Source organism: Nonomuraea sp. NPDC003804 (genome assembly GCF_040610675.1).
Lineage (GTDB): Bacteria > Actinomycetota > Actinomycetes > Streptosporangiales > Streptosporangiaceae > Nonomuraea.
This window is the reverse complement of the sequence record NZ_JBEXMT010000004.1, coordinates 221105-245133: the sequence shown is the minus strand read 5'-3', so window position 1 is coordinate 245133 and position 24029 is coordinate 221105. Positions and strand designations below refer to the sequence as shown.

Annotated in this window: 23 protein-coding genes and 1 pseudogene; 8 read left to right on the top strand and 16 right to left on the bottom strand. The window is 71.3% G+C overall.

The genetic code is table 11. From position 1 onward, the window contains the following. Nucleotides 1-55: 55 nt before the first annotated feature. From ABZX22_RS07285 to ABZX22_RS07275, 3 genes are all read right to left on the bottom strand, one after another. Nucleotides 56-931 carry a 1,4-dihydroxy-2-naphthoate polyprenyltransferase gene (locus ABZX22_RS07285; protein ID WP_354906715.1) on the bottom strand — a complete coding sequence of 292 codons (876 nt, stop codon included), beginning with the start codon at nt 929-931 and terminating at the stop codon, nt 56-58. Beyond that, nucleotides 931-1539, bottom strand: a complete 609-nt coding sequence (locus ABZX22_RS07280; protein ID WP_354906714.1) for a GNAT family N-acetyltransferase — start codon at nt 1537-1539, stop codon at nt 931-933. The genes ABZX22_RS07285 and ABZX22_RS07280 overlap by 1 nt, the downstream gene beginning before the upstream one ends. 153 nt (nt 1540-1692) lie before the next feature. Continuing rightward, nucleotides 1693-3090, bottom strand: a complete 1398-nt coding sequence (locus ABZX22_RS07275; protein ID WP_354906713.1) for a PLP-dependent aminotransferase family protein — start codon at nt 3088-3090, stop codon at nt 1693-1695. A gap of 22 nt (nt 3091-3112) precedes the next feature. Here ABZX22_RS07275 and ABZX22_RS07270 point away from each other — a divergent pair, with 22 nt between their 5' ends. Together ABZX22_RS07270 and ABZX22_RS07265 are read left to right on the top strand one after the other, a co-directional pair. Next, nucleotides 3113-4012 carry a DMT family transporter gene (locus ABZX22_RS07270; protein WP_354906712.1) on the top strand — a complete coding sequence of 300 codons (900 nt, stop codon included), beginning with the start codon at nt 3113-3115 and terminating at the stop codon, nt 4010-4012. Nucleotides 4013-4067: 55 nt separating this feature from the next. After that, nucleotides 4068-5090, top strand: coding sequence for a hypothetical protein (locus tag ABZX22_RS07265; RefSeq protein ID WP_354906711.1), 1023 nt, complete (start codon nt 4068-4070; stop codon nt 5088-5090). Nucleotide 5091: 1 nt separating this feature from the next. Here ABZX22_RS07265 and ABZX22_RS07260 read toward each other — a convergent pair whose 3' ends face one another. The 3 genes from ABZX22_RS07260 to ABZX22_RS07250 all read right to left on the bottom strand — a co-directional run bounded on the left by ABZX22_RS07260 (nt 5092) and on the right by ABZX22_RS07250 (nt 6510). Beyond that, nucleotides 5092-5229 carry a hypothetical protein gene (locus ABZX22_RS07260; RefSeq protein ID WP_354906710.1) on the bottom strand — a complete coding sequence of 46 codons (138 nt, stop codon included), beginning with the start codon at nt 5227-5229 and terminating at the stop codon, nt 5092-5094. 274 nt (nt 5230-5503) lie between these two features. After that, nucleotides 5504-5965, bottom strand: coding sequence for a GntR family transcriptional regulator (locus ABZX22_RS07255; RefSeq protein WP_354906709.1), 462 nt, complete (start codon nt 5963-5965; stop codon nt 5504-5506). A 68-nt stretch (nt 5966-6033) separates the two neighbouring features. Next, complete coding sequence (locus tag ABZX22_RS07250; protein ID WP_354906708.1) at nt 6034-6510, bottom strand: GntR family transcriptional regulator; 477 nt, start codon at nt 6508-6510, stop codon at nt 6034-6036. Nucleotides 6511-6621: 111 nt separating this feature from the next. Here ABZX22_RS07250 and ABZX22_RS07245 point away from each other — a divergent pair, with 111 nt between their 5' ends. Then, a complete protein-coding gene (locus ABZX22_RS07245; protein WP_354906707.1) occupies nt 6622-6921 on the top strand; it encodes a hypothetical protein in 300 nt (99 codons plus the stop codon). A 1090-nt stretch (nt 6922-8011) separates the two neighbouring features. Here the strand turns inward: ABZX22_RS07245 and radC are convergent. Then, nucleotides 8012-8689, bottom strand: coding sequence for a DNA repair protein RadC (radC, locus tag ABZX22_RS07240; protein ID WP_354906706.1), 678 nt, complete (start codon nt 8687-8689; stop codon nt 8012-8014). A 180-nt stretch (nt 8690-8869) separates the two neighbouring features. Next, entirely contained in the window at nt 8870-9592 is a 723-nt protein-coding gene (locus ABZX22_RS07235; RefSeq protein ID WP_354906705.1) for a GntR family transcriptional regulator, read from the bottom strand. Nucleotides 9593-10421: 829 nt separating this feature from the next. Here ABZX22_RS07235 and dapA point away from each other — a divergent pair. Both dapA and ABZX22_RS07225 read left to right on the top strand, forming a co-directional pair. Further along, the gene (gene dapA, locus ABZX22_RS07230) at nt 10422-11336 is read left to right on the top strand and encodes a 4-hydroxy-tetrahydrodipicolinate synthase (protein WP_354906704.1); all 915 of its coding nucleotides are present in this window, start codon (nt 10422-10424) and stop codon (nt 11334-11336) included. Between the two features lie 59 nt (nt 11337-11395). Then, a complete protein-coding gene (locus tag ABZX22_RS07225; protein ID WP_354906703.1) occupies nt 11396-13081 on the top strand; it encodes a ribonuclease J in 1686 nt (561 codons plus the stop codon). Between the two features lie 251 nt (nt 13082-13332). Here the strand turns inward: ABZX22_RS07225 and ABZX22_RS07220 are convergent, their stop codons facing one another. Beyond that, nucleotides 13333-14100: an ABC transporter permease subunit gene (locus ABZX22_RS07220; protein ID WP_354906702.1), complete on the bottom strand. Its 768-nt coding sequence runs from the start codon at nt 14098-14100 to the stop codon at nt 13333-13335. A 173-nt stretch (nt 14101-14273) separates the two neighbouring features. After that, nucleotides 14274-14891: pseudogene (locus tag ABZX22_RS07215) on the bottom strand (ATP-binding cassette domain-containing protein); the annotation flags it as partial. Nucleotides 14892-14978: 87 nt separating this feature from the next. On the opposite strand from ABZX22_RS07215, the gene ABZX22_RS07210 reads away from it, so the two are divergent. The 3 genes from ABZX22_RS07210 to ABZX22_RS07200 are packed head-to-tail and all read left to right on the top strand — an operon-like array spanning nt 14979 to nt 17196. Continuing rightward, the gene (locus tag ABZX22_RS07210; RefSeq protein WP_354906701.1) at nt 14979-16079 is read left to right on the top strand and encodes a sensor histidine kinase; all 1101 of its coding nucleotides are present in this window, start codon (nt 14979-14981) and stop codon (nt 16077-16079) included. Then, on the top strand, nt 16076-16708 hold the full coding sequence (locus tag ABZX22_RS07205; RefSeq protein WP_354906700.1) for a response regulator transcription factor: 633 nt from the start codon (nt 16076-16078) through the stop codon (nt 16706-16708). The genes ABZX22_RS07210 and ABZX22_RS07205 overlap by 4 nt, the downstream gene beginning before the upstream one ends. Further along, a complete protein-coding gene (locus tag ABZX22_RS07200) occupies nt 16705-17196 on the top strand; it encodes a DUF402 domain-containing protein (protein ID WP_354906699.1) in 492 nt (163 codons plus the stop codon). Before ABZX22_RS07205 ends, ABZX22_RS07200 begins: the two co-directional genes overlap by 4 nt. 194 nt (nt 17197-17390) lie before the next feature. On the opposite strand, the gene ABZX22_RS07195 is transcribed toward ABZX22_RS07200, so the two are convergent. The 6 genes from ABZX22_RS07195 to ABZX22_RS07170 all read right to left on the bottom strand — a co-directional run bounded on the left by ABZX22_RS07195 (nt 17391) and on the right by ABZX22_RS07170 (nt 24028). Next, nucleotides 17391-18545, bottom strand: a complete 1155-nt coding sequence (locus tag ABZX22_RS07195; protein ID WP_354906698.1) for an alpha/beta hydrolase — start codon at nt 18543-18545, stop codon at nt 17391-17393. Between the two features lie 12 nt (nt 18546-18557). Then, nucleotides 18558-19970: a S41 family peptidase gene (locus ABZX22_RS07190; protein WP_354906697.1), complete on the bottom strand. Its 1413-nt coding sequence runs from the start codon at nt 19968-19970 to the stop codon at nt 18558-18560. Next, on the bottom strand, nt 19967-21019 hold the full coding sequence (locus ABZX22_RS07185; RefSeq protein ID WP_354906696.1) for an ABC transporter permease: 1053 nt from the start codon (nt 21017-21019) through the stop codon (nt 19967-19969). Before ABZX22_RS07185 ends, ABZX22_RS07190 begins: the two co-directional genes overlap by 4 nt. Beyond that, nucleotides 21016-21906 (bottom strand): ABC transporter ATP-binding protein, encoded by an 891-nt coding sequence (locus ABZX22_RS07180; RefSeq protein ID WP_354906695.1) that lies wholly within the window; start codon nt 21904-21906, stop codon nt 21016-21018. Before ABZX22_RS07180 ends, ABZX22_RS07185 begins: the two co-directional genes overlap by 4 nt. Beyond that, nucleotides 21903-22295: a GntR family transcriptional regulator gene (locus ABZX22_RS07175; RefSeq protein ID WP_354906694.1), complete on the bottom strand. Its 393-nt coding sequence runs from the start codon at nt 22293-22295 to the stop codon at nt 21903-21905. The genes ABZX22_RS07180 and ABZX22_RS07175 overlap by 4 nt, the downstream gene beginning before the upstream one ends. A gap of 545 nt (nt 22296-22840) precedes the next feature. Next, the gene (locus ABZX22_RS07170; protein ID WP_354906693.1) at nt 22841-24028 is read right to left on the bottom strand and encodes a hypothetical protein; all 1188 of its coding nucleotides are present in this window, start codon (nt 24026-24028) and stop codon (nt 22841-22843) included. Nucleotide 24029: the final 1 nt, after the last annotated feature.

Genomic DNA, 24029 nt, shown 5'->3' with positions numbered 1-24029 from the left:
TCTGACCAGGACGGTTATCGGCGGCTACGAGATCGGCCCGCCGGTTTGTAGCCGCCTACAAGGTGATCGCCAGGCCGACGGCGAAGAGCAGGCCGTAGGCCATCTGCAGCTTGCCCGTGGCCTGCAGCACGCCGATGAGCGCGGGGCCGGTGGCGCCCGACAGGACGGTCTTCACCGGGCCGATCGCCAGCGGCGCCGCGAGCACCGGCAGCGCGGCGAACGGCGTGAACGGGATCAGCAGCAGCGGGATCACCAGCGGGGCGACCAGGCACACCGTGTACATCACCCGCGTGCGCTCGGCGCCCAGCACCACGGCCAGCGTGCGCTTGCCCGCCGGGCCGTCGGTGACGACGTCGCGCAGGTTGTTGATGACGAGCATCGAGCACGACAGCAGGCCGATCGGGACGGAGGCGGCCAGCGCGACCCACGACAGGTGGCCCGTCTGGACGAAGGCGGTGCCCATCACGGGGACGGGGCCGAAGAAGACGAAGACCGCCGCCTCGCCGAGCGCGCGGTAGCCGTAGGGGCGCTTGCCGCCGGTGTAGAACCACGCGGCCGCGATCGCGGCGGCGCCCATCAGCAGGATCCACCAGGCCTGCGTGGCCACCACCAGCGTCAGGCCGGCGACGGCGGCGGCGGCGAAGCAGCCGAGCGCGGCGGCCAGCACCTCGCGAGGGGCGGCCACACCCGAGCCCACCAGGCGCATCGGGCCCACGCGCCGGTCGTCGGTGCCTCTGATGCCGTCGCTGTAGTCGTTGGCGTAGTTGACGCCGATCTGCAGTAACAACGCCACCAGCAGCGCCACCACGGCACGCCACCAGATCGGGCCGCCCTCGCCGACCGCCAGGCCGGTGCCGACGACGACGGGTACGACCGCGTTGGGAAGGGTGCGCGGGCGGGCGCCCTGCACCCACTGGCTGAGCGTGGCCATCAGCTGATGTCCGTCGTGAGCCTGACCATCCGGATCGGACGGCCCATGTCGAGCACGCGTTCGGCCATGTCCTCGCCCCATCCGGCGGACTCGAGGAAACCGAGCATCGCGTAGTTCTCCGCGAACACCCAGGTGACGATCTGCCGGAAGCCGTCCTCGCGCATGTAGTCGACGGTCGCGTTGAGCAGCCTGCTGCCGTGGCCGCGCCGGACGAAGTCGGGGTCGACCAGCAGCGTCAGCATCTCGGCCGTCACCGTCGGGTCGAGGTCGGGGTCTTCGGCGGGCGCGTGGGAGACCAGGCCGACCACGCGCTCGCCGCCGCGCGGCGTGGCGGGCGCGTTGGCGCCGCCCAGGCCGAGCGCGGGAAAGCCCTCGGTGTCGAGGATGGTCTCCACGGCCACGAGCACGCGATGCATGCGCGTGGGCGGTGAGGCGATCGCCTCGTCCCACTGGCGCAGCCACATCTTCTCCGCTGCGGGGCCCGTCATCTGCTCGAGCGGCCCTTCGGGGAGGAACTCCCGATAACCGTAGCGCCAGGCGCGGATCTGAGTGTTCGCCACCTGGAGCACATCTCCGCGCCGGGCCGCCCGGACGCCTACGTCTGCCATCTCGGCCCGCTCCTTCGCCTGCCGTTGTGCCCGCGACCGGAGGATCTCGAGGGCACGTGTTACACCGTATCGGTGATTCGGGGCTCGCGATGACGCCTGACTCGATAAACGCGGGTGTTCGTCCGGTTACGACATCCCATCGTAAGGGCTTGATCAGCTCAGGCGCGCGTACGCGGAGGCGAGCCGCCGCACCCCGTCGGTCAGCTCGGCCACATGGACGGCGGCGCTGTGCGTCAGGCGCAGGCGCGGCCCCGGCGGTTCGGTGGGGTAGTAGATGCGGCCCGGGCTCACCTGAACCCCGTTCCTGCGGGCCTCCTCGACCAGCGCGGCCTCGTCGACGTGCGGCGGCAGCCGTACCCACAGGTGCAGTCCGCCGTGGGGGATCAGGTGCGGCTCGGCCTCCGGCAGCGCGGCGGCGAGGGCGGCGGCGAGCGTCGCACGGCGTGTCGCCAGCTCGGCGTGGACGGCGGCCAGGTGGCGGGGCCAGGCGGGTGAGCTCACGAACTCCAGCGCCGTCTCCTGCAGCGGCCTGGCCACGAAGAACGACTCCACGAGCTGGCCGGCCCGCAACCGGTGGGCGGCCGGGCCCCGGGCGATCACCGCGGCCAGGCGCAGGCTGGGGGCGAGGATCTTGGTGAGCGAGCTGATGTGGACGACGGTGCCGTAGCGGTCGAGGGCGATCATCGGGGTGGGCGCGTGCTCGGTCAGGTAGCGGGCGTAGTCGTCCTCGACCACGAACGCGTTGTGCGCCCTGGCCACCTGGAGCACCTGCTCCCTGCGCACGTCGGTGAGCGTCGCGCCGGTGGGGTTGTGCAGCGTCGGCTGCGTGTAGAAGACCCGCGCGCCCGTCACCGCGAACGCCTCGGCCAGCAGGTCGGGCAGCACGCCGTCGGCGTCCATCGGCACCGCGGCCGTCCGCAGGCCCGCCGCCCTGGCCGCGGCCATGGCACCGGGGTAGGTGGGCGTCTCCATCAGCACGGTCGTGCCAGGGGCGGCCAGGGCGCGGAAGGCGTGGCTGAGCGCGGCCTGGCCGCCGCTGACGACCAGCGCGTCACCGGCGGTCAGCTCGCCGCCCGCCTGCCGGGCGAACCACCCCCGCAGCTCGGGGATGCCGGTCAGCGGGGGAGTGGCCCAGGCGTTCAGGCGCTTGACCGCCCGTGAGGCGGCCGCCGACAGCTGGCGGTCGGGCCGCATGGCCGCGTTCAGGTAGCCGCCGGTCAGCGGGATCACGTCTTCGGGCGGCGTCGTGAGCAGCGCCGTGACGCCCGAGTCGTCGATCACCCGGTCGCCGAGCGCGACCGTCTGCCATGACATGTCGGAGATCTCCGTGAGCCGCACGGGGCGAGGGGCCACGAAGGCGCCGACGCCGGGCCTGGTGACCACCCTGCCCTCGGCGGCGAGCTGCCCGATCGCCCTCGAGACGGTCACCGGGCTGACCCCATGGCGCCGCATCAGCTCGCGACTGGACGGCAACCGGTCGCCCGGCTGCTTCGTCCCGATCTCCTCGCGCAGCATCGCGGCGATCTGGGCGATACTGCTATCGTCTTTCATGAGAAGTAACAATAGCGCTATCGTGTCCGGTGGAGTAACGGTTCCCGTACGGGCCGATCACGCCAGGCGTGGCACCCTCCTCGCCTTTCTCGGCGTGCTGGCCTTCTCCGGCTCCTTTCCGGCCACCGTGTTCGCGATGCGCGGCTTCGACCCGTGGCTGGTGGCGATCGGGCGGGCGCTGCTGGCCGGCCTCGTCGCGCTGGCCTGCCTCAAGGCCGCCCGGCTGCCGCTGGTGCCGCCGCGCGCCCAGTGGCGCCCCTACGCGTTCATCTCCCTGGGCGTGGTCTTCGGCTTTCCCGTCTTCAGCGGCCTCGCCCTGCACCTGGGCGCCGGCACCGCCCACTCCGCCGTCGTGATCGGCCTGCTGCCGGCCGCCACGGCCGCCTTCGCCGTCTGGCGCGCGGGCGAACGCCCCCGGCCGCTGTTCTGGGTCGCCTGCGCGGCCGGAGCCGTCGCGATCACCGTCTTCACCGTCTCCCAGGGCGGCGGCAGCGTCTCCCTCGCCGACCTCCTGCTGGTCGCCGCCCTCCTGTCGGCCGCGCTCGGCTACACCGAGGGCGGCCGCCTCGCCCGCACCACGCCCGGCTGGCAGGTCATCTCCTACGCCCTGGTGGTGTCCATCCCCGTGACGCTGCCCGTGACCGCCGCGCTGGCGCTGACCACGCCGGTGTCGTTCTCGGTGGCGTCCGTGAGCGGGTTCCTCTACGTCGGGCTCATCTCGATGTTCCTCGGCTTCGTCCCCTGGTACGCGGGCCTGGCCCAGGGCGGCATCGCCCGCGCCGGGCAGACCCAACTCACCCAGCCGCTGCTCACTCTGGTGTGGGCGTGGCTGTTCCTGGGCGAGCGGTACGGCATGGCCACGGTGCTCGGCGCGCTGGCCGTCCTGGTCTGCGTGGCGGTGACGCAGCGCAGCCGTACGTAGTCCTTGAAAGATGTGACAACTCAGCGCAGGATGAGCGCAGGAGGTGTCACAAATCATGGCCGACCTCACGATCCCCGAAGGCGGATTCTGGCCAGCGCCCGAGATCCCCCAGCCGAACATCTATCCGATGGAGTGGCGGGTCGAGACCGAGAAGCTGGCGGCGATCTACGAGAAGTCCAAGCGCATGGTCTGGAACCCCGCCGACCTGCCCTGGGACGGGCTCTCCCCCGACGACTTCACCGTCGAGCAGCGGCTGGGGATCATGTACTGGTTCGCTGTCCTCGCCAACTTCGACGCCTCAGGGCCCGCGGTGTTCGCCCGCGCGACCATCCAGGCGTTCGAGAAGCACGAGGAGGACCCCGTCCGCAAGTGCTTCTTCTCGATCACCAGGGACGAGATGAACCACGAGGAGTGCTGCCAGCGCACCATCGCCAGGCTCTGGCCCGGCGGACCCCTCGACTGGACCCCCGTCACCGACCTGGAGAAGGCGGCGCACAACAACATCGGCTGGCTGTACCACAACGGCGGGCGCTACTGGAACGGCTACACCGCGGCGGTCGGCAAGTACTCCCTGCCGGTGCTGTTCACCTCGTTCATGATGGGCGAGATGGCCGCGTCGACGCTGTTCAGAGGAATGGCGTCGGGCACCAGGCACCCGGTCTTCAGCGAGATGTTCCAGCGCATCGGCCGCGACGAGTCGCGGCACCTCCAGATCTGCATGACGATCCTGGAGAACGAGTGGCCAGGCCTCACCGACGACGTCCGCTCGCTGATCACGCGGCAGCTGCGGGCCGGGTTCGTCTTCCTGTCGATGATCCTGTGGGAGCCGCCCGAGGGGTTCTGGGACCTGCCGCCGTACTTCCTGGCCAACCACCGGGTGCTGATGGACCATGCCCGGACGGCGGGGCTGGGCGTGCTGTCGTACGAGGAGCAGGCCGAGAACTGGCGCGTGGCGATGGCCAGGGTGCGGGCGATCGTGGAACGGTGGGGGATCGAGTTCCCTGCCATCCCGGAACTGGACATCGACGGCGTGCCGGTCGACTTCATCGACCCCGAGGAGATCATCCCGGTCTTCTGAGTCACGGCCGGGCGGCCGCGCGCCCGACCCGGGGATGCCGGTCCTGGCCGGCCTGCTCGCCCACGACTACCGCGCGGAGAACAAAGAGCTCGAGCACGTCGGCGAGCGCCTGGCCTTGGTCGACGACGACGACGACCACCGGCTCGCCGAGGTGGAGGTCACCGGGGGTGCAGGTCGCGCCGTTCCACCAGGTGACCTGGGAGTTCGCCCAGTCGGAGGGCGAGGGCTACCGGTCGGTCGAGCACTGGGGCGAGGCGCACCGCCGCTTCTGGAACGCCGCCGGATACGAGGTTGACGACACCACGAGGTCGTTTGCATGTCCTTCCGGCTGGTGGACGGCGCCGAACGCGGGGTGTGACGGCCTCCGGCATGCTCAGCAGCCGGAGCCCTCACCTGCCGCCCCGGGCTCGGGCTCAGGAGCCGGAGCCCTCACCTGCCGCCCCGGGCCACGAATCGCGCGAGGCGACGTAACTGCCCCGGTAGGCAACGGTGAAGACCAGTCCCTGCTCGCGGAGCCTGGCGACCGCCTCCCTGGCGACCCCGAACCGTCTCATGAGTTCCTTCTCGCTGGGGATGGGCCTGTTCGGGCGCAGCTCGCCGTTCCTGATCCGCTGAGCGAGTTCGCCTGCGATGACGTCGTAGAGCGGTGCCTTCCGGCGTTTGCGGGGCACTCCTGGCTCGCCCACGAACGTCCCCTCCCCTTGCACCGTGTGGACGAGGCCCCAGTCCCTGAGCTGCTGGGCCACCCGGCGGGCCGTGGCGCGTGCGACGCCGAACTCGGCCTCCAGCATGGCCTCGCTGGGGACGGCGTCACCAGGGCGGAGCACGCCCTCGGCGATGCGGTCGCGGAGGCAGTCGGCGATCTGCCTGTACAAAGGTACGGGTCCGTCTCGGTCAAGCACAGACGTAAGATAGACGCCTGGATACAAGCAGTCGAGCGAATTCAAGCCTGGGGCCACGACTCCTTCGGTGAGACGAAGCTTCCCCGTGCGGGGACCGTGTAGATCCAGCCTTGCTCGCGAAGCAACGCCATGGCGCGCCGTACTGTCTCGCGGGCCACCTCGTACTCCTGTGTCAACGCCGTCTCGCCGGGGATCGGCCGGCGAGGCTGGAGTTGCCCGGTCCTGATGCGCTTCTCGATATCGCTGGCGATCTGCCGGAACAACGGGGTTTTGCGCGGATTACGGGGTGCTGCACCCGGATGTCCGACGAATGTGCCCTCGCCTTGGACGGTGTAGATGAGCCCTTCCTCGCGCAGCACGTGAATGGCGCGCCGTGCCGTGGTCCTGGCGACCCCGAACTCCTTCTGGATGTCGGCCTCGCTGGGCACGGGATGGCCCGCCGACAGCCCGTCGATGCGCTGCCGGATGATCTCGGCGATCTGAAGATAGAGATGGGTGTCTCCGTCGTAGTCGAGCACATACGAAAGCTAGGCGAACGGGTACCAGGTGGCGCATAACGCTCCGTCTACTTGGGCAAGTTATTGCGTCTTACTAGACGTAAAGATACGACCAGACGTATTCTCCTTCGTGTGGAGAAGGACGACTGGCCCGAGGTGGTCTGCGTCAGTCGACATGTCGCCGGCCTCGCTGAGGACTACGTGTCCATCGACTGGTCGTTGGAGGTGCCGCGTGCCGATCGGGTGCGGGTGAAGTCGTACACGTGTAACTGCGTGCCGGTGTTCTACGAGCTCTGCCAGGCGGCTGGGCTGATGTTCATCCGGCGCCTGAGCCAAGGAGGAGAGGTGACCCTGGTTCATGAGTCGCCATGGCTGCGTTGCGCCGAGGTGGAAGATCTCTGGCAGCGGCTCCTTCGCGGGGAGGCGCGTTGATCACGTTGTGGAAGGTCATCGCCTGGCGGACGTGTCTGGCCGGGGCGAGACGACCTCCTCGGCTCGGGCGGCATCGGTCGGGGAAGCAGTCGTGGGGTTGGTGGATGCCGATGCTCGGCCTGTCCGAAGGCGGCGTCCACCGCGGCCGGTGGGACTGACCGACATCCTTCGTCCCTCACTGGTCGTACCTCGGGCTCGGCTCTTGCCCGGCCGGCCCGGGGTGCACGGCCTCGCACAGGGGTCATCCCAGGTTCCGTGTCCTTGTGCGAGGCCACTCCGGCGGGCCGGGCCCGGCCCGCCGGAGCAGGGCGTTGATGTGAGCTTGTAGGTGTGCCCCGGGCGGGTGGTCCTCTCGGCCGTCCGGGGTGCGTGGCCGCTCGTGGGGGCATCCCCTTGGATCAGCCGTCCCTGCGAGTGGTCGTCTCCGGCGGGTCTGGCGCGGACCCGCCGGAGACGACGCAGGTGCCCCACGCTGTGCGGTGTGGGAGCGCCGGGAAGCGTGCCCTGGGCGATCTTCGCTCGCTCGTCCGGGGCGCGTGGCCTCTGTGGGGCATCGTCACCGGTAACCCTCACTCACCGACCCCACAGAGGCCTCTCACCGTGTGAGCGTGCGGATGTCCGACGTGTCGTGCAGGACCTCACCGGGACATTCCAGCTCGTGGCCGTACCCCGGGCGGGGTCTCTCCCGCACGCTCCTGCCCGAGGTGCGCGGTCTCCGGCCGGGCGTCGTTCCCCGATGGAGCGCTTGCCCGTGGAGGCCCGCTCCGTCGGACCGCGCCCGCGCCGGCGTGGCCCGACGGAGGTGAGTGACATCGAGTGTGGTGGCCCCGTACTGCGTCGCGGGGCCGCCCGAGCGGTACAGGCGCAGTGTGGAGCCTTCTCGGGTGGCGCGGCCCCTCGTCCAGTCGGGTGGGAGCGGGGCCGCGCGGAGAACGCTCGGTGGGTTTCGGCGGCAGCGGTCGCGGCTGCCGGCCAGGAGCCCACCGAGCGTTCCCATCGCCGGCCGGGCAGCGAGGTGGGAAGAGGCCAATGGGCTTGCGGGGACTGAATGAGGTTCAGGATGCCTGTCAGGTGCTCGGAAGGGCGGCGGCTAGCCGGTTTCCGGGGCCTGCGGGACGGGGATGCGGCGCCAGGCGGTGTCGGTGACGATCACGTGGTCGAGGAAGCGCAGCCCCACGGTGTCGGCGGCGTCGGCGAGACGCTGGGTGGTGGCCAGGTCGGACTCGCTCGGGTCGAGAGAACCGCTCGGGTGGTTGTGCGCCACCCCGAAGGCAGCGCCGCCCGAGGTCAGCACGGTGGTGATGATCTCCCGGATCGGGGCGGGCGTGTGGTCGGCGCCGCCCTCCGTCATCAGGGCGCGGCGCAGGACCGAGCCGCGTGGATCGCAGATCACGACCACGAGGCGTTCGCGGGGGTGTCCGCGAAGGTACGGCGCCGCCTGCGCGGCCAGGTCGCTCGACGAGGTGATGCGGGCGCGGGCCGGGCCCTCCTGCGCACGCCGTACGAGATGGAAGGCCGCGGCTATGCGGGCCGCCTTGGCGGGGCCGACGCCGCGGACGGCGAGCAGGCGGTGGGCGTCGGAGCGGGCCAGCTCGCCGAGGTCGCCGCAGTGGGCGATGAGCTGGGCGGCGAGGTCGACGGCGTCGCTCTCCCTGGTGCCGTGACCGATGAGGAGAGCGAGCAGCTCCCGGTCGGCCAGGGCTGCGGCACCGCTGGCGAGCAGGCGCTCGCGCGGGCGGTCGGCGGCGGGCAGGTCCTTGACGCGCAATCGACACCTCCGGATCGGCACCCTGCCGGTTGTATCAACGGGCACCGACAAATCAGGGGCCGGGAGGGTGGATCGGCCGTCTCGCGTGGCCGCCGCAGGAGGGGGTGCGGGGCCGGCGTCGAAGGAGGGGGGACCGGGCGGCGCGGGGGAAGGCGCCGCCCGGTGGTGCGTGGGGAGGGGTCACAGGTGCACGGCCATGCTGTAGACGACTTCGAATCGGTCGCCGGGAACGACGATGTCGCTCGTCTCCACGGGACGTTCGCTCGCCCAGTGCGTCCGCTTGAGGTGCAGGACGTGGACGCCCGCCGACAGGTCGAGGGCGTCGATCTCGGTGGGGCGCGGCACCCGGGTGTGCACGCTCTCGACGATCTCGGTCACCTTGATCCCGTAGGAGGAGAGCCTGCCGATCAGGCCGCGACGTTCCTCGTCGGAGTGGGGCGCGAACTCGAGCGGTTCGTACGACGTGGCGAGCTGGAGGGGTTTGCCGTCGCCGCGGAACACGTAATGGGTCCTGGTGAGGGTGGTCGACTCCTCGACGCGGAGGCGCTGGGCGATCTCGGGGGTGGCGGCCACGGGCTCGCTGTGCCAGTCCCAGGTGACGCGCCTGCCCTGGCTCTGCAGGTCGGCCGCGAACGGCGCCTGGTGGTCGTGGAAGCGCCAGCGATGCAGGGGAGCGAGGTCCGGGCGCTCCCTGACGTAGTGTCCCGAACCCACCCGACCGAAGATGAGGCCCTCGCCGGCCAGGACGCGAAGCGCGTGGCGGGCGGCGGTCTCGCCGACCTGATATTTGCGGGTCAGCTGCGCCCGTGAGGGGATGGGCGCGCCGGGGGGAAGGGTGCCGTCGTTGATCTGCCGCCGAATGTCTTCGACGACGCGCAGGTAGACCGGATCGGAACTTGCCACTAGTCCATCCCTGAGGTTGCTGTGAGGCGTTGCCCCATGTTGCCGTATTCGGCAGGTAACCCACCGTCATCGAATGCACTTGGAGTTCCAACTTTGGGCGGTTCGGAAAAATATTCTGAGAACTCTGTAACGCCCGCGTAAGGTGCGGCGATTCTCCGGTAGAGGTCGTCGATGTGTGTACCCCCGAGCACATATCGGCGACCTCTTCCACGTGCCGGTGTTTCCGGCGAACCCCCCAGCGTGCGGGCCTTTCCGGCCACCCCCCATCCCGTACGGCAAGCCGCCCCCGCCGCCACCCTGGTCCCGGGGCCGGCGTCTGTCGAGGGATACGCCTCACCGAGCGCGCGTGGCCGGCCGCCGTTACGGACGGCACCCCTGGGAAGCGGTGACGCTCAGCGACGGGACGACGTGACGGCGGCCCGCCGGAGTCCCGCTGGAGTACGCGTGAAGGACGGGCGGTCAGCGGTGACCACGGTGGCCTCGAGCCCGCTTGCCGTAGGGGCCGGAACGGACGGCGGGGCGCGGAGCGCCGGGATGGCGCGAGGTGCGGGCGACAGCAGCGGAGGACTGGCGCGATATCGGCGGGGGAGCGGTGATCGGCTGGTGCGGGAGGCGGTGGCGGGAGGATGTGAGACGGGTCGGCGGCGGGGGACTCCGCGAGCGGCCCGGCGGGTGGGGGAGGAGCCGGGTATGGGGCCGGAGGCGGTCGCGGGAGGAGCCGGGTATGGGGTCGGAGGCGGGTGGGGGAGGAGCCGGACAAGGGCTCGGAAATGGCCTTATGGGGGTGGCGGGGTTAGGGACGTGCGGGAATCCGGGTACCGTTCGCACTATGGCATCGCCCTCTCGCACCGCCGAAGCTCCGTTCGGCCGCATGCTGACCGCCATGGTCACGCCGTTCACCGCGGACGGCGCCGTCGACTACGACGCTGCGCGCAGCCTGGCCGCCTACCTGGTCGACGAGCAGCGCAACGACGGTCTGATCGTCAGCGGGACCACCGGGGAGTCGCCGACCACCAGCGACGCCGAGAAAGAGGGCCTGCTGCGGGTCGTGCTGGAGGCCGTGGGTGACAGGGCGACCGTCGTCGCCGGTGTCGGCTCGAACGACACGCACCACACCATCGAGCTGGCCAGGCAGGCCGAACGGGCCGGCGCCCACGGCCTGCTCGTGGTGACGCCGTACTACAACAAGCCGCCGCAGGAGGGCCTGTACCGGCATTTCGCCGCCGTCGCGGACGCGACCGCGCTGCCGGTGATGCTCTATGACATTCCGGGCCGCGCGGGCGTGCCCATCCACACCGATACGCTGATCAGGCTGTCGCAGCACGAGCGGATCGTGGCCGTGAAGGACGCCAAGGGCGACCTGTTCGCGGGCTCCACCGTGATGACCGCCACCGACCTGGTCTTCTACTCGGGCGACGACGCGCTGAATCTGCCGTGGCTGTCGGTGGGCGCGGCGGGGTTCGTGAGCGTGGTGGGCCACGTGGTGGGCGCCGAGCTGGCCACGATGATCGAGCTCCACCGGGCGGGCGAGGTCGCGGAGGCGACCGCCGTCCACCGGCAGCTGCTGCCCGTGATCGACGGGATCATGAACCGCGCGGGGGGCGCGATCATGGTCAAGGCGGCACTCAGCTTGACGGGCCGGCCTGTCGGCCCGATGCGGCCTCCGCTGGTGGAGGCCACCTCTGTGCAGATCGCCGAGCTGCGGGCGTGCCTCGTGGCCGGCGGAGTGAAGTTGGCTGACTGATGAAAACGGGGAGGAACGGAGATATTGAGTTCACGATTTGACCGGCCTGGGGGCAGCGTATGAGCCACCCGCATCCGGAACTCGGCCCCCCGCCGCCGCTGCCTGAGGGCGGCCTGCGCATCGTGGCGCTCGGCGGTCTCGGGGAGATCGGCCGGAACATGGCGGTCTTCGAGTACGAAGGCCGGCTGCTGATCGTCGACTGCGGGGTGCTGTTCCCCGATCCCGAGCAGCCGGGAGTCGACCTGATCCTGCCCGACTTCGAGTACATCAGGGACCGTCTCGACGACGTCGAGGCGCTGATCCTGACGCACGGCCACGAGGACCACATCGGCGCCGTGCCGTACCTGCTGCGGGAGCGGCGCGACATCCCGCTCGTCGGGTCGAAGCTGACGCTGGCCTTCATCGAGGCCAAGCTGACCGAGCACCGGATCCAGCCGGAGAAGGTGCAGGTCATGGAGGGGGAGCGGCGCCGGTTCGGGCCGTTCGAGTGCGAGTTCCTCGCGGTCAACCACTCCATTCCCGACGCGCTCGCGGTGGCCGTCCGCACGCCTGCCGGCATCGTCCTGCACACCGGCGACTTCAAGATGGACCAGCTGCCCAGCGACGGGCGGCTGACCGACCTGGGCGGGTTCGCCAGGCTCGGTGCCGAGGGCGTCGACCTGCTGATGTCCGACTCGACCAACGCCGAGGTGCCGGGGTTCGTCACCTCCGAGCGGGAGATCGGTCCGGTCATCGACGAGGTGATCCGCACCTCGGCCAAGCGGGTGATCGTGGCGAGCTTCGCCTCCCACGTCCACCGGGTCCAGCAGGTGATCGACGCCGCCGCCAAGCACGGCCGCAAGATCGCGCTGGTCGGCCGGTCGATGGTGCGCAACATGGGCGTGGCCCGCGACCTCGGCTACCTGAGCGTGCCGCCCGGCCTGATCGTCGACTCCCGTGACCTCGAGGAGTGGCGGCCGGAGGACATCGTGCTGATCTGCACGGGTTCGCAGGGCGAGCCGATGGCGGCGCTGTCGCGCATGGCCGACCGCGACCACGCGATCCGCATCGCGAGCGGTGACACCGTGCTGCTGGCCTCCTCGCTGGTGCCGGGCAACGAGACGGCGGTCAACAAGGTCATCAACGGGCTGACCAGGTGGGGAGCGCGTGTTGTCCACAAGGGCAACGCGAAGGTCCACGTGTCGGGGCACGCGGCGGCCGGCGAGCTGCTGTACGTGCTGAACCTGACGCGCCCGTCGAACTTCATGCCCGTGCACGGCGAGTGGCGCCACCTGCGGGCGCACGCCAAGCTGGCGGAGTTGACCGGCGTGCCGGACGACCACATCGTGATCGCCGAGGACGGTGTCGTCGTCGACCTGGTCGACGGCCGGGCGAAGATCACCGGTGCCGTGCAGGCCGGGTACGTCTACGTGGACGGCCTCTCGGTCGGCGAGATCACCGACCTGTCGCTCAAGGACCGCAGGATCCTCGGGGACGAGGGCTTCGTGTCGGTCGTGGTGGTCGTCGACTCCACCAGCGGCAAGCTCGTCGCCGGTCCTGAGATTCACGCGCGTGGGTCGGGCATCGAGATCGAGCGCTTCGGCGAGATCATCCCGATGATCGAGAAGGCGATCGAGCAGAACGCGGCCGACGGTGTGGTCGACATGGCGCAGATCCGCCGCGTGGTGCGCAGGACGGTCGGACGCTGGGTGAGCGACACCTTCCGCCGCCGCCCGATGATCATTCCGGTGATCGTCGAGGTCTGACCCCGCCGCCGGAGGAACCCCGCCCCCGATCCCTGCGATCAGGGGGTGGGGGCCCCTCCGGGTTGCTGAGCGGCCCGGCCGCGTCTCCCGCGGGCGGCGGTGTCCGGGCTGCTGGGGTTCCGGCCCCGTCTGTCGCGCACACGGACCGTGCCGGCGGTCACGGGGCGGGGTGTTCGCCGTGTCATGAAGTACGGCCGTGCCGGGGACGCCGGTCAGGCGTCGCGGCGGTGGACGGCCGCCAGGCCCGCCGGTCAGGCGTCGCGGTGGTGGACGGCCGCCAGGCCCGCCGCCAGCGGCACCACCGCGTAGAGCACCAGCACCACCCCCGCCACCGGTGGCGGCAGCAGCGCCCCGTACACCGAGGACGTCAGGTCCGCCCCCGCGATCTCCCTCGGCAGCGCGCCGATCATCACGGACCCGAGCGGTTCGCTCCACGGCTCGGGCAGGTTCCCGACCACGATCGGGATCACGTACACCAAGCCCACCAGCACCGCGATCGCCGCCGCCGCGGATCGCAGCAGCGCGCCGAGCCCCAGGCCGAGCAGCGCGAACACCGCCACCGTCACGGCCGATGCCACCAGCGTCGAAAGCCGCTCGCCGAACGACGCCACGGGAAAGCGTCCCGCCAGCATCGCCGCGGTGACCGCGTACGTCACGAACACCACGACGGGTCCCACGACCAGCCCGAGCCCGCCCACGACCGCCGACTTGGCCATCAGCACCGGCCACCGGCGCGGGACGAGGGCCAGGCTGGTCCTGATGAGTCCGGTGGCGTATTCGGAGGTGATCGCCAGGACTCCCATGACCCCCATGCACAGCTGGGGGACGATCAGCACCACCTCCTCGAGTTCGGCGATGCGTGCGGTGCGCCGCATCGGCGGGGACGCGGCGTCGTACATGCCGATCGCCGCCCAGGCGATCGCCGCCGCCAGCGGCACCGCGCCGAGACTCAGGCCGACGAGCAACCAGCTGGACCTGACCGAGCGGGCCTTCACCCATTCGGCGGCGAGCACGTTCATGCGTTCTTCCCTTCGACGGCGGGCCTGTTCACGGGAGTCGCGAGGGGGCAGGCTCAGCCGTTCGCCGGCGATCATCGGGCGGCTCCGTACTCGACGCTGCCGGCGGTGAGCGCCAGGTAGGCCGACTCCAGGGAGTCGTAGCGGTCGGTCAGCTCCCGCGTGGCGGCCGCCACGATCAGGCGGCCCCCGCCGATGACGACGATCCTGTCGGCGGTCACGGCCATCTCGCTCATGAGATGGCTGGACAGCAGCACCGTCCTGCCCTCGGCGGCCAGCGCGCGCATCAGCTCGCGGATCCAGCGCACCCCGTCGGGGTCGAGCCCGTTGACCGGCTCGTCGAACATCAGCACGCCAGGGTCGCCGAGCAGCGCGGCGGCGATGCCGAGCCGCTGCTTCATGCCGAGCGAGAACGCGCCCGCCTTCCTGCGGGCCACCCCGGTCAGGCCGACACGGTCGAGGACCTCGGCGACGCGGGCGGCGCCGATGCCGTTGGTGAGTGCCAGGCTGAGCAGGTGGTCGTGGGCGCTGCGGCCCGGGTGGAGGGCGTTGGCGTCGAGCAGCGCGCCCACCTCGCGCAGCGGCCTGCGCAGGCTCGCGTAGCGGCGGCCGTTGACCAGGGCCTGGCCGGAGGTGGGCGCGTCGAGACCGAGGATCACCCGCATCGTGGTGGACTTGCCGGCGCCGTTCGGACCGAGGAAGCCGGTGACGTGGCCCGGCTCGACGGTGAAGGACAGGCGGTCGACGGCGCGGGTCGCGCCGTACGTCTTGGTCAGCTCTCTCACGTCGATCACCCCTTCACGGTCGGGTACGGCCCGCGTCCCGCGCATCGGACCCGGGTATGACGCCGGAGCCCGGGGCGGCCGGATAGCGTGCGGGGCGTGGACTTCACCAGGCGGCTCACCCGGGGCCGGCTCATCGCTCTCGACTGCGCGGCCGGATGGGTCGTCGCGCTGGCCGCCATGACGTCGGCGGCCACCGCGCCGGTGCCCGCCTGGGTCGCGATCGTGCTGGCGCTGGGCCTGGGCCTGCCGCTGGGGGCGCGCAGGCGGTGGCCGGTGGGCGTCTTCGTCGTGGTGTTCGCGGTGGCGCCGGCGGCGGGCCTGGTCCTAGGGATGAGCGCCGCCTGTGTCGCGCCCGCCTACGCCCTGTACACGGTGGCGCTGTCCCGCGCGAACCGGGCGCCGACCACGGCGATCGCGGTGGTGACCGGGGTGGCGGTCCTCATGCTGACCGTGGCGGGGGCGCCGGCGGACTGGTCGCGCGCGGCGGGTGACGTCGTGCTGGGGATCGCCGCGCTGGGCGGCTCGTGGACCGTCGGCCGCGCCGTGCGCGAGCGGCGCGAGTACGCGGCACGCGCGGCCCAACGGCTGGTCACCGAGGAGCGGTTGCGCATCGCCCGCGAGCTGCACGACGTCGTCGCGCACAGCATGGGACTCATCGCGGTGAAGGCGGGTGTCGCCAACCACGTGTTGCGCAGCAGGCCAGAGGAGGCCCACGACGCGTTGCGGGTGATCGAGACGGCGAGCCGCGACGCGCTGGTGGAGATGCGCCACCTGCTCGGCGTGCTGCGCACCGAACCGCCGGAGCTGCGTCCCGTGCCCGAGCTGGACGAGCTGGCCGAGCGCGCCAGGCTCGCGGGGGTGCGGGTGGAGCTGGCGGCCTCGGGGCTGGACGGGCTTCCCGGCGGGGTGCGGCTGGCCGTACACCGTATCGTGCAGGAGGCGCTCACGAACGTCGTCAAGCACGCGGGCCCGGCCCGTTGCACGGTGACGGTGGCCGCCGACGGCGGCCGGGCGCGGGTCGAGGTGACGGACGACGGCCCAGGACACGGGGCCGCGACGAGGAACGGTCGGCGCGACGGCGAGGGCCACGGGCTGGTGGGGATGAGAGAGAGGGTCGCGATGTACGGCGGAGCGTTCTCGGCGGGGCCGCGTCCGGAGGGTGGGTTCCGGGTGGCCGCGACCCTTCCCTACGCATGATCCGCGTCCTCGTCGCCGACGACCAGGCCCTGCTGCGCGGCAGCTTCCGGGTGCTGGTGGAGAACGAGCCCGGCATGAGCGTGGCCGGTGAGGCCGGCACGGGCGCGCAGGCGGTCGAGCTGGCCATGGCCACGCGACCGGACGTGGTGCTGATGGACGTCAGGATGCCGCAGATGGACGGCATCGAGGCCACCCGCAGGATCGGCGACGCGGCCAGGGTGCTGATCGTGACCATGTTCGACCTCGACGCCTACGTCTACGCGGCGCTGCGGGCGGGAGCGTCGGGCTTCCTGCTGAAGGACACCCCGCCCGCCGACCTGCTGGCCGCGATCAGGGTGGTCGCGGCGGGGGAGGCGCTGCTGGCGCCGACGGTGACGCGCAGGCTCATCGAGGAGTTCGCCAGGCCCGCGGTGCGCGGGCTGGAGGGGATCACCGACAGGGAGCGCGAGGTGCTGACGCTGATCGCGCGGGGACTGTCCAACACCGAGATCACCGAGCACCTGCACCTGAGCATGGCGACCGTCAAGACGCACATCGGCCGCCTGCTGACCAAGCTCGCCGCCCGCGACCGGGCCCAGCTGGTCATCGCCGCTTACGAGAGCGGACTCGTTGTACGGTCGGGTGCATGAAGGTCGTTTTCCGCAAATACGGCGGTTCCCTCCACTGGCACCACCCGGCCAGGTTACTCGGGGAGGACGCCCACGGGGTGTGGGTGGGTTGCGAGGCCGGCACGACGGGGGCGAAGGGCGACGGGCCGCCGGTGGTGTGGGAGGAGGCGTTCGTGATGCTCTTCCCGAGGAACGAGTGGTGGGTCGCGCTGTTCAACGACGAGGGTCACAAGACCGACCTCTACATCGACGTCACCACCGTTCCCGAGTGGAGCGACGGCGAGGTGACGATGGTCGACCTCGACCTCGACGTGGTGCGCACCAGGGAGGGGAAGGTGTACGTCGACGACGAGGACGAGTTCGCCGACCACCAGGTGCTGCTGGGCTACCCGCCCGAGGTGGTCGCCCAGGCGGAGCGCGCGGCGGCGGCGCTCACCACGGCGGTGACCGACCGTCTCGCCCCGTTCGACGGCGCCACCCACCTCCCCTACCTCGCCCAGGTGCGCTGACCGGCCCTGCCGGCGCCCCCTACGGCAGCCCGTACGGCAGGCGGGGCCGTCGCGCGGGCGGTCGGGATCGCGAGACTTCGGTTTCCACGACACCTTCGGCCGCCGGCACGACCGTCCGGTGGATCGCGCTGTTTCCGGACGCCTGGGCGACCTGCGGTCAGCGTCCCCCGACAGCGCGGGGAGCGCGTCGGGAATCAGGACTGACCGCAGGCCGTGGGGCAGAACATGACCTCCGGGTAGCGCGACGACGGCTTGTCCAGGAAGGGCTGCCGCCGCGACTTCAGGTGCTGGTCGAGGAAGGCCGCCACGTACGTGCGGGTGAGCTCGGCGGCTCGCGCCGCGCGCAGAACGCCGTAGGCGGGCTTGACGCCGAGGGCGCCCTCCACCAGTGGGCCGTCGGTGAAGGACTGGTGTTCCGCGCCCGACAGCACGAGCCAGCGCTTCCACCCGGTCAGCAGCTTCCAGTCGCGGTCCCACGTGGGGGCAGGGCCTCCGGGGACGTGCTGCGCCGAGCCGAGGAACATGAACGGCCGGGAGAACCCGCTCTTGGGGATCCGGGCGTAGGTGGTGCCGTCCATGTTGATTCCGGCGCGTACCCGGGAGTCCTTCACCATGGCCGCCATGGCGCTGGCCCCGCCGATCGACTGGCCGACCATCGCGATCCTGGAGCGGTCGATCAGGTCGGCACCGTCCCACGTCGACGGCAACCGGTCGAGCACGAAGGAGACGTCGGTCGCCCGGCCCTGGACCAGCCCTGTGCCGAAGCCCGGGTCGCTGTCGCTGTCGCACGCGAGGCACTCCGCGACCCGCCCGTCGGGGAAGGTCGTGGCGTAGCTCTCGTAGGTGTGGTCGATCCCGGCCACGACGTACCCTCGGCTGGCCAGCTCCTCGGCCAGGGAGGTGAGCGTGCTCACCGGCTTGGTGAAGCCCGGGGAGAGCACCACCAGCGGAAGTTTCCGCCCCGCGGGTCGCGCGTCCTTGATGGCGTTCGTCCGCGTCTTGCTCAGCCTGTCGGACGGTACGCCCGTGATCCCCAAGCCTTTCAGCATGAGCTCGGATTCCTCAGGCGTCATGTACGGTGCGCGCTCGCCGTCCCGCTGCTCGGTCGGATACCACAGGGTGACCTTGAGCTCCCTGGCGTCGACGTCGAGATCCCAGGGATCGGGGCGGGAGGTGTCCGTCAGGTACAGGGCGGTGGTGCCGACCGGATGGGCGCCGGTGGGGGTGGGCAGGGCGGCGGGCCCGGTCGGCGTGGCCGACGGGACAGCGGACCGGGGCGGCGTGGGCGCGGAGCAGGCGGACGCGGTGAGGACGGCCAGTCCTGCGGCGACTGTCAGGATCTGTCTCATCGGGAGGTCCATTCACTTGTGCAGCAAGGCCAGGGCCTTGGCCAGCGCGGGGTCGCGCCCGGCGGCCGCGTCCTCCGGGGTCAGGGGCACGTAGTGGTCGGGGGGCACGCCGATCCGGTCGATCACCTCGCGATCGGGCCCGAGGTGGTGCCTGACGGGGAATCTCAGAATGGTGTTGTTGTCGAGCAGGTACGGCTGCGCCGGGCCGGAGATGACGCCGGCGGTTCTGGTGCCGACCAACCGGCCCGTGCCCAGGTCCTTGACCGCGGAGCTGAAGTGCTCGCACGCCGAGGCGCAGCTGCGGTCGGTGAGCACCATCAGCGGCAGGTCGAGCCGCTCGACGGTGTCGTCGGTCCGCAAGGTCTCGCACGAGCCGTCCACAGTGCACAGGTAGGCCGTGGCCTTCCCGTGGACGAACGCGCTCACCAGCCGGATCGCCTCCAGGGGACTGCCGCCGCCGTTGCCGCGCAGGTCCAGCACGACGCCGGTGAGCGTCCGGCCGGTACGCAGCCTGGAGATCGCTTTGAGAGCCCTGTCCGCGGAGTCGGTGGAGAACCCGCGCAGCCGTACGTAGGCGATGCCGTCCTCAAGCAGCTTCGACTGCACCACTTGCAGGGCGGACAGATCCCGCTGGTGGAGGCCGGGCTTGAGCGTCACGATCCAACGGCGGCCGGTGGTCTGCCGCAGGAGCCGCAGCCGGACCGGGCGCGCTTCCGGGTATCGCGGGTAGAGAGCGGCGATCGCCGGGGTGGCCTTCCCGTCGATGAAGGGGGCCGATCCGTTGATCGATTCGATGATGTCGCCCGGGCGTAGTCCGGCGGCCCGCGCCGCGCCACCCTGCACGGTGGTGACGAACAACGGAGGGAGGGCGACGCCGGGGTTGCCGTTCACCTGTGCACCATTGACGTTCGCCTGGAGGCCCAGGCCGTAGCCGTCACCGTCGTAGTAGTCGGGCGGTTGCTCGACGTCGTGCGCCCAGGAGGCGTGGTTGTCGCCGAGGCCGGCCACGATGCCCTCGAGGGTGACGACGGCCAGCCGCTCGCGCAGGTCCGGCACCTGATCGGTGACCTTCCGGTAGACGGCCTCGAAAGCGGCCCAGTCGGCTTTCCGGTCACCGGTCAGCGCAGGCATGGTGGCCTCGGGCACGTCGTGCCCCTTGCGGTTGAGCTCCTGCGTCAGGGCGACGAATCCGGCGGTCAGCGAGCGGGCGTCCAGCGTGGCGCCGCTGTAGTAGTTGCCGAGGATGCAGAAGTACGCCTGCTCGATGACGTCGATCGTGGTGGCCGTCTCCGCCCCGGGAGGTCCGTGGGGTGGCGCGCAGACCGTACTGGCTGCCGCGCTCGCCTGGCTCCGCGGCGGCGTCGGTGCCGTGCAGGCCGCCGCCAAGAGGAGGGCGAGCCCGGCTGTCACGGTCTTGACGGTCATGACAGGCGCCTCCGGATCCACCAGAAGGACAACCATGCGAGGCCGAGGGTGAGGAGGGCATAGATCCCGGTCTCGATCCACTGGAAGGTCCAGAAGCGGTCGAGGGGCTGGTAGGTCGCCTGCTGCCGGTAGCCGAGCCGGTTGACCTCGACCATGCAGCGGTCCCCGCGGCCCGCCGCCCCCGACGGTGAGCAGGGCCCCGACGTCGTGGAGACCTGGATGGCGGCTCCGCCGTCGCCATCGGAGATCGTGCGTCCGGACGGATCGACCAGGCTGCTGTGGAGGACCCAGGCGCCGGCGTGGCCGGGAACGGCCGACCTCAGGAGAATCCGCACGGGTCCGCCTCCCTCCTGTGACAGGCCGACGTTCTCCACGTTCGCCTGGCTGAGCTCGAAGGTCCCGGTGGCCGGGGGCATCAGATAAGCGCGGACCACCAGCGGCATCGCGAGCTGGATCGCGGCGAACACGGCCAGGGTGAGGGCCATGGCGGGCAGGGTGCGGCGCACGAGCATGCCCACGGTTACGCCGAGGACGAAGGCGAAGGCCGCATACCCTACCGGGGCGATGCCGCGAGCGCCGAACACCAGGGGCGCCATCAGGGCGAGGCTCTCCGAGGCTGACTTGTCCAGAGGATCGGACCACCAGGTCACGACGAAGCCGCACAGGCCGGCGGCGGCCATGGCGACCAGGCCGACGAAACCGAACTTGACCGCCAACCAGCGGCCGCGGGTGATGCTCTGGTTCCACACCAGCAGGTGCGTGCTCGCCTCCAGTTCGCGGGTGATCAGCGGTGCTCCCCAGAAGAGCCCGACGAGAGCGGGCAGGAGCAGCACGACGAGGCTGACGGCCATGAAGGGCATCTCGTACGCGTCGAAGAACTGGTCGTAGAAGCGGTCGCAGGTGTTGTCCTGCGCGCAGCCGGCGATCCCGGCGGAGTAGCGGGTGGCCAGGTCCGGGCCGGTCAGGGCCAGGACGACGGCGAGAATGACGAGTAAGGCGGCCATCATCGCGGCCGAGCCGCGGAACTGGCGCCAGGTCAGCCAGATCATCGCTGCACCTCCAGCGCGACTCGCCGGTTCTCGGCGCGGCGGTTGTCCATGTAGGCCAGGACCAGGTCCTCCAGGCTGAGCTGGGTGACCGCCCAGGTGGGGTCGTGGATCGGGGCCTCGGTACGGACCACGAACGTGCTCTGCCGGTCGGTATGGCGTGCGGCGACCACGTGCTGGTCGGCGGGCAGCCGGTCGGGATCGCGGCGCGGGCCGGTGAGCCGGTGATGGGTGGCCAGCAGCTTGTCGACCTCTCCCGCCACCTGCACGCGGGATTCGACGAGCACGACCAGGAAGTCGCAGACCCGTTCCAGGTCGGAGACCAGATGGGAGGAGAGCACCACGCTGAACTGGTGCTCGACGGTGGCCTCCATCAGACTCTGCATGAACTCGCGGCGGGCGAGCGGGTCGAGCGAGGCGACCGGCTCGTCCAGCATCAGCAGTTCGGGCCGCTTGGCCAGACCCAGGGTGAGGGCGAGCTGGGCGCGCTGGCCGCCGGACAGCCTGCCCGCCCGGTGGGCGGGATCGAGGTTGAGCCGCTTGATCCGTTCCCGCGCCATGGCGGCGTCCCAGCGGGGGTTGAGCCGTGCTCCCAGCCGCAGGTGATCGGCGACGGTCAGGCCGGCGTAGACGGGGGTGTCCTGGGCGACGAACCCGACCCTGGCCAGCTGCGCGGGACCGCCGGCGGGACGGCCGCCGAGCACGGTGATGCCGCCCGCCGTTGGTTCGAGCTGGCCGCCGGCCAGCTTCAGCAGCGTGGTCTTGCCGGCGCCGTTGGGGCCGACCAGCCCGACGACGTGGCCCGCCGGTATGTCGATGGCGCACTCGCGCAGCGCCCAGCGCTTGCCGTATCTCTTGCCCAGTCCCTGGGCCTGCAGGACAGAGGTCACGCGATGTCCTCCTGAGCGGTGGTCCGGAAGGTCGTCATGAAGAGAGCCTCGATGCTTTCGTCGTCGAGGCCGGCGCGCCGTGCCTTGGCCAGCCAGCGCCGCAGCTCCAGCCGCAGCGGGCCGTGCGCGGCCAGCGAGGTGTCGGTGAGCGTCGCCGTCACGAACGTCCCCACCCCTGGCCGGGCGGCGACCAGGCCCTCGTGCTCGAGTTCCCGGTAAGCCTTGAGGACGGTGTTGGCGTTGATCGCCAATTGCGCCACGACCTCCTTGACAGTCGGCAGCTGGTCGCCCTTGCGCAGCATGCCGAGCCGTAGCGCGTGCCGTACTTGCTGGACCAGCTGCAGATACGGCGAAACACCCGACCTGCCGTCCAGATGGAACTCGATCACCGGATCTCCATTTATCTAGCCTGCTAGTACTTTAGACCCCTATGTGTTAAAAGGATCATAAGGGCCCGCCTCGGGTCGCGACCGGGGGCGCCGAGCCACCTGTCGTGGCGTTCGCAGCGCTCGACGAAGTGCCGGTCGACCTGCTCGCCGAGATGCGGGTCCGCTGATCGAGGCCGACACCGTCTGACCGTCAACTGTCGGTGATGAAAGCCGCCATCACCTGATGGCGGGCCCACGGCTGGCCGGCCGGCAATCCGATCGTCGGCATCGAGCGCCGGCCCGCGCTTCCGTTCCGGACCCGGGCGCTGTCCCGCGAGCAGATCGCCGCGCTGTTCGACCTCACAATCGGTTGACGGGCGAGCTCCTCTGCCCTACCGGCGAGCCACCGAGCTCTTCGAGACCCTCACCCGGTCGCTCGTCCATCCGGGGATCACCGTCGCGGCCGAGCTCGAAGCTCGCGGCGGGTGGACGCTGCATCGGTTGTGCCACTCGGCACTGACTCACGAATCAACGCCGCATTCCGTCCGGAGGGAATGGCGGCTCGCCTACACGGACCGGGAGAGCCGCAGCGCCACGGTGAGGGCGGCCAGGCGGGCGGGCGAGGCGAGCCCCACGTGGTACAGATGCAGCTCGTCCGCCCCCGCCTTGGCGAACGCGGCGAAGGAAGCGGCCAGGTGGTCGGGGTCGGCCGGCTTGGGCGGCAGGAACAGCGCGTAGGCGCCGAGCCGCTGGCCTGGGGCGGCGATGGCGGACAGCCGCTCCAGGTTGGCGGTGGCCTCCTCGGGCGTGCCCCAGCACATCGCCACCAGCCCGTCGAGCGCGGGATCCCCGTCGGGAAGGGGGGCGAAGGGCCCCGCCGCCCACGGGTCGGGGGCGGCGTGGATCCTGATCGGCAGGCCCGGCGCCGCCCCCCGGACGGCCGCGACGAGCCTGGCCCTGAGCGCCCCCGCCAGCCCGGTCCGCCGCTCCCGCACGTGCGCGGCCTGCTCACCGAGCGCGTCCGCCACGGATCGGGGACCCGTCGAGCCGCGCCCTGTCGAGCCGGGATCCGTCGAACCGAGGGCCACCGAGCCGGGTGCGGCGCCGTCGATGGCCGCGCGCACCAGCGCGCGCAGCCGGCCGGCGTCCTGGTAGCCGCTCTCGCAGGCCGGGCAGAAGCACAGCGACAGCAGCGCTGCCTGCACGGGGGTCCAGTCGGCGCCGGCGGTCTTCTCGTGGACGCTCTGGTGCCCGAACCCCATCGGCCCGCACGCCTCCAGGATGATCCCGTCGGGCGCTCCCACCGTGACGATCTCCCGCACCAGGCGCTCGCAGTAGTCCACGACGTCCTCGTGGGCGGGGCACAGCGCGTACGGGTAGGGGTCGCCGAAGGCGTTGCGGACCACCAGGTCGGGGTGCGCGGCACCGAGACGGCTGCTGTGGGTGAGGACGGTCCAGGCGTGCACCGGCAGGCCGGCCGCCCTGAGCGCGTCGCGGGCGCTGAGGAAGGCGTCGGGCGCGGTCCAGGTCGGGTTCGGCGGGACGAGGCGGCCCCACGCCGCCTGCCGTACCGGGAGGTAGAAGGCGGAGTACGGCACGTCGAGCACCCGGTGCTCGGGGTGGAACGGGGTCGCGGCGCGGGTGGCGTGGTAGGAGGCGGCCAGCGCGACCGCGTCGACGCCCAGCTCGGCGAGCCTGGCCGGCGCGTCGGGGTCGCCGACGATGTCCCAGGGGTAGGCGTAGGCGATGCGCATC

What these genes read in the sequence shown, in the direction of transcription:
- ABZX22_RS07285 (WP_354906715.1), bottom strand. Translation starts at nt 931, where the DNA reads ATGGCCACGCTCAGCCAGTGGGTGCAGGGCGCCCGCCCGCGCACCCTT.
- ABZX22_RS07195 (WP_354906698.1), bottom strand. Translation starts at nt 18,545, where the DNA reads ATGAGACAGATCCTGACAGTCGCCGCAGGACTGGCCGTCCTCACCGCG.
- ABZX22_RS07205 (WP_354906700.1), top strand. Translation starts at nt 16,076, where the DNA reads ATGATCCGCGTCCTCGTCGCCGACGACCAGGCCCTGCTGCGCGGCAGC.
- ABZX22_RS07220 (WP_354906702.1), bottom strand. Translation starts at nt 14,100, where the DNA reads ATGAACGTGCTCGCCGCCGAATGGGTGAAGGCCCGCTCGGTCAGGTCC.
- ABZX22_RS07225 (WP_354906703.1), top strand. Translation starts at nt 11,396, where the DNA reads ATGAGCCACCCGCATCCGGAACTCGGCCCCCCGCCGCCGCTGCCTGAG.
- ABZX22_RS07185 (WP_354906696.1), bottom strand. Translation starts at nt 21,019, where the DNA reads ATGATCTGGCTGACCTGGCGCCAGTTCCGCGGCTCGGCCGCGATGATG.
- ABZX22_RS07280 (WP_354906714.1), bottom strand. Translation starts at nt 1,539, where the DNA reads ATGGCAGACGTAGGCGTCCGGGCGGCCCGGCGCGGAGATGTGCTCCAG.
- ABZX22_RS07275 (WP_354906713.1), bottom strand. Translation starts at nt 3,090, where the DNA reads ATGAAAGACGATAGCAGTATCGCCCAGATCGCCGCGATGCTGCGCGAG.
- ABZX22_RS07200 (WP_354906699.1), top strand. Translation starts at nt 16,705, where the DNA reads ATGAAGGTCGTTTTCCGCAAATACGGCGGTTCCCTCCACTGGCACCAC.
- ABZX22_RS07190 (WP_354906697.1), bottom strand. Translation starts at nt 19,970, where the DNA reads ATGACCGTCAAGACCGTGACAGCCGGGCTCGCCCTCCTCTTGGCGGCG.
- ABZX22_RS07265 (WP_354906711.1), top strand. Translation starts at nt 4,068, where the DNA reads ATGGCCGACCTCACGATCCCCGAAGGCGGATTCTGGCCAGCGCCCGAG.
- ABZX22_RS07170 (WP_354906693.1), bottom strand. Translation starts at nt 24,028, where the DNA reads ATGCGCATCGCCTACGCCTACCCCTGGGACATCGTCGGCGACCCCGAC.
- dapA (WP_354906704.1), top strand. Translation starts at nt 10,422, where the DNA reads ATGGCATCGCCCTCTCGCACCGCCGAAGCTCCGTTCGGCCGCATGCTG.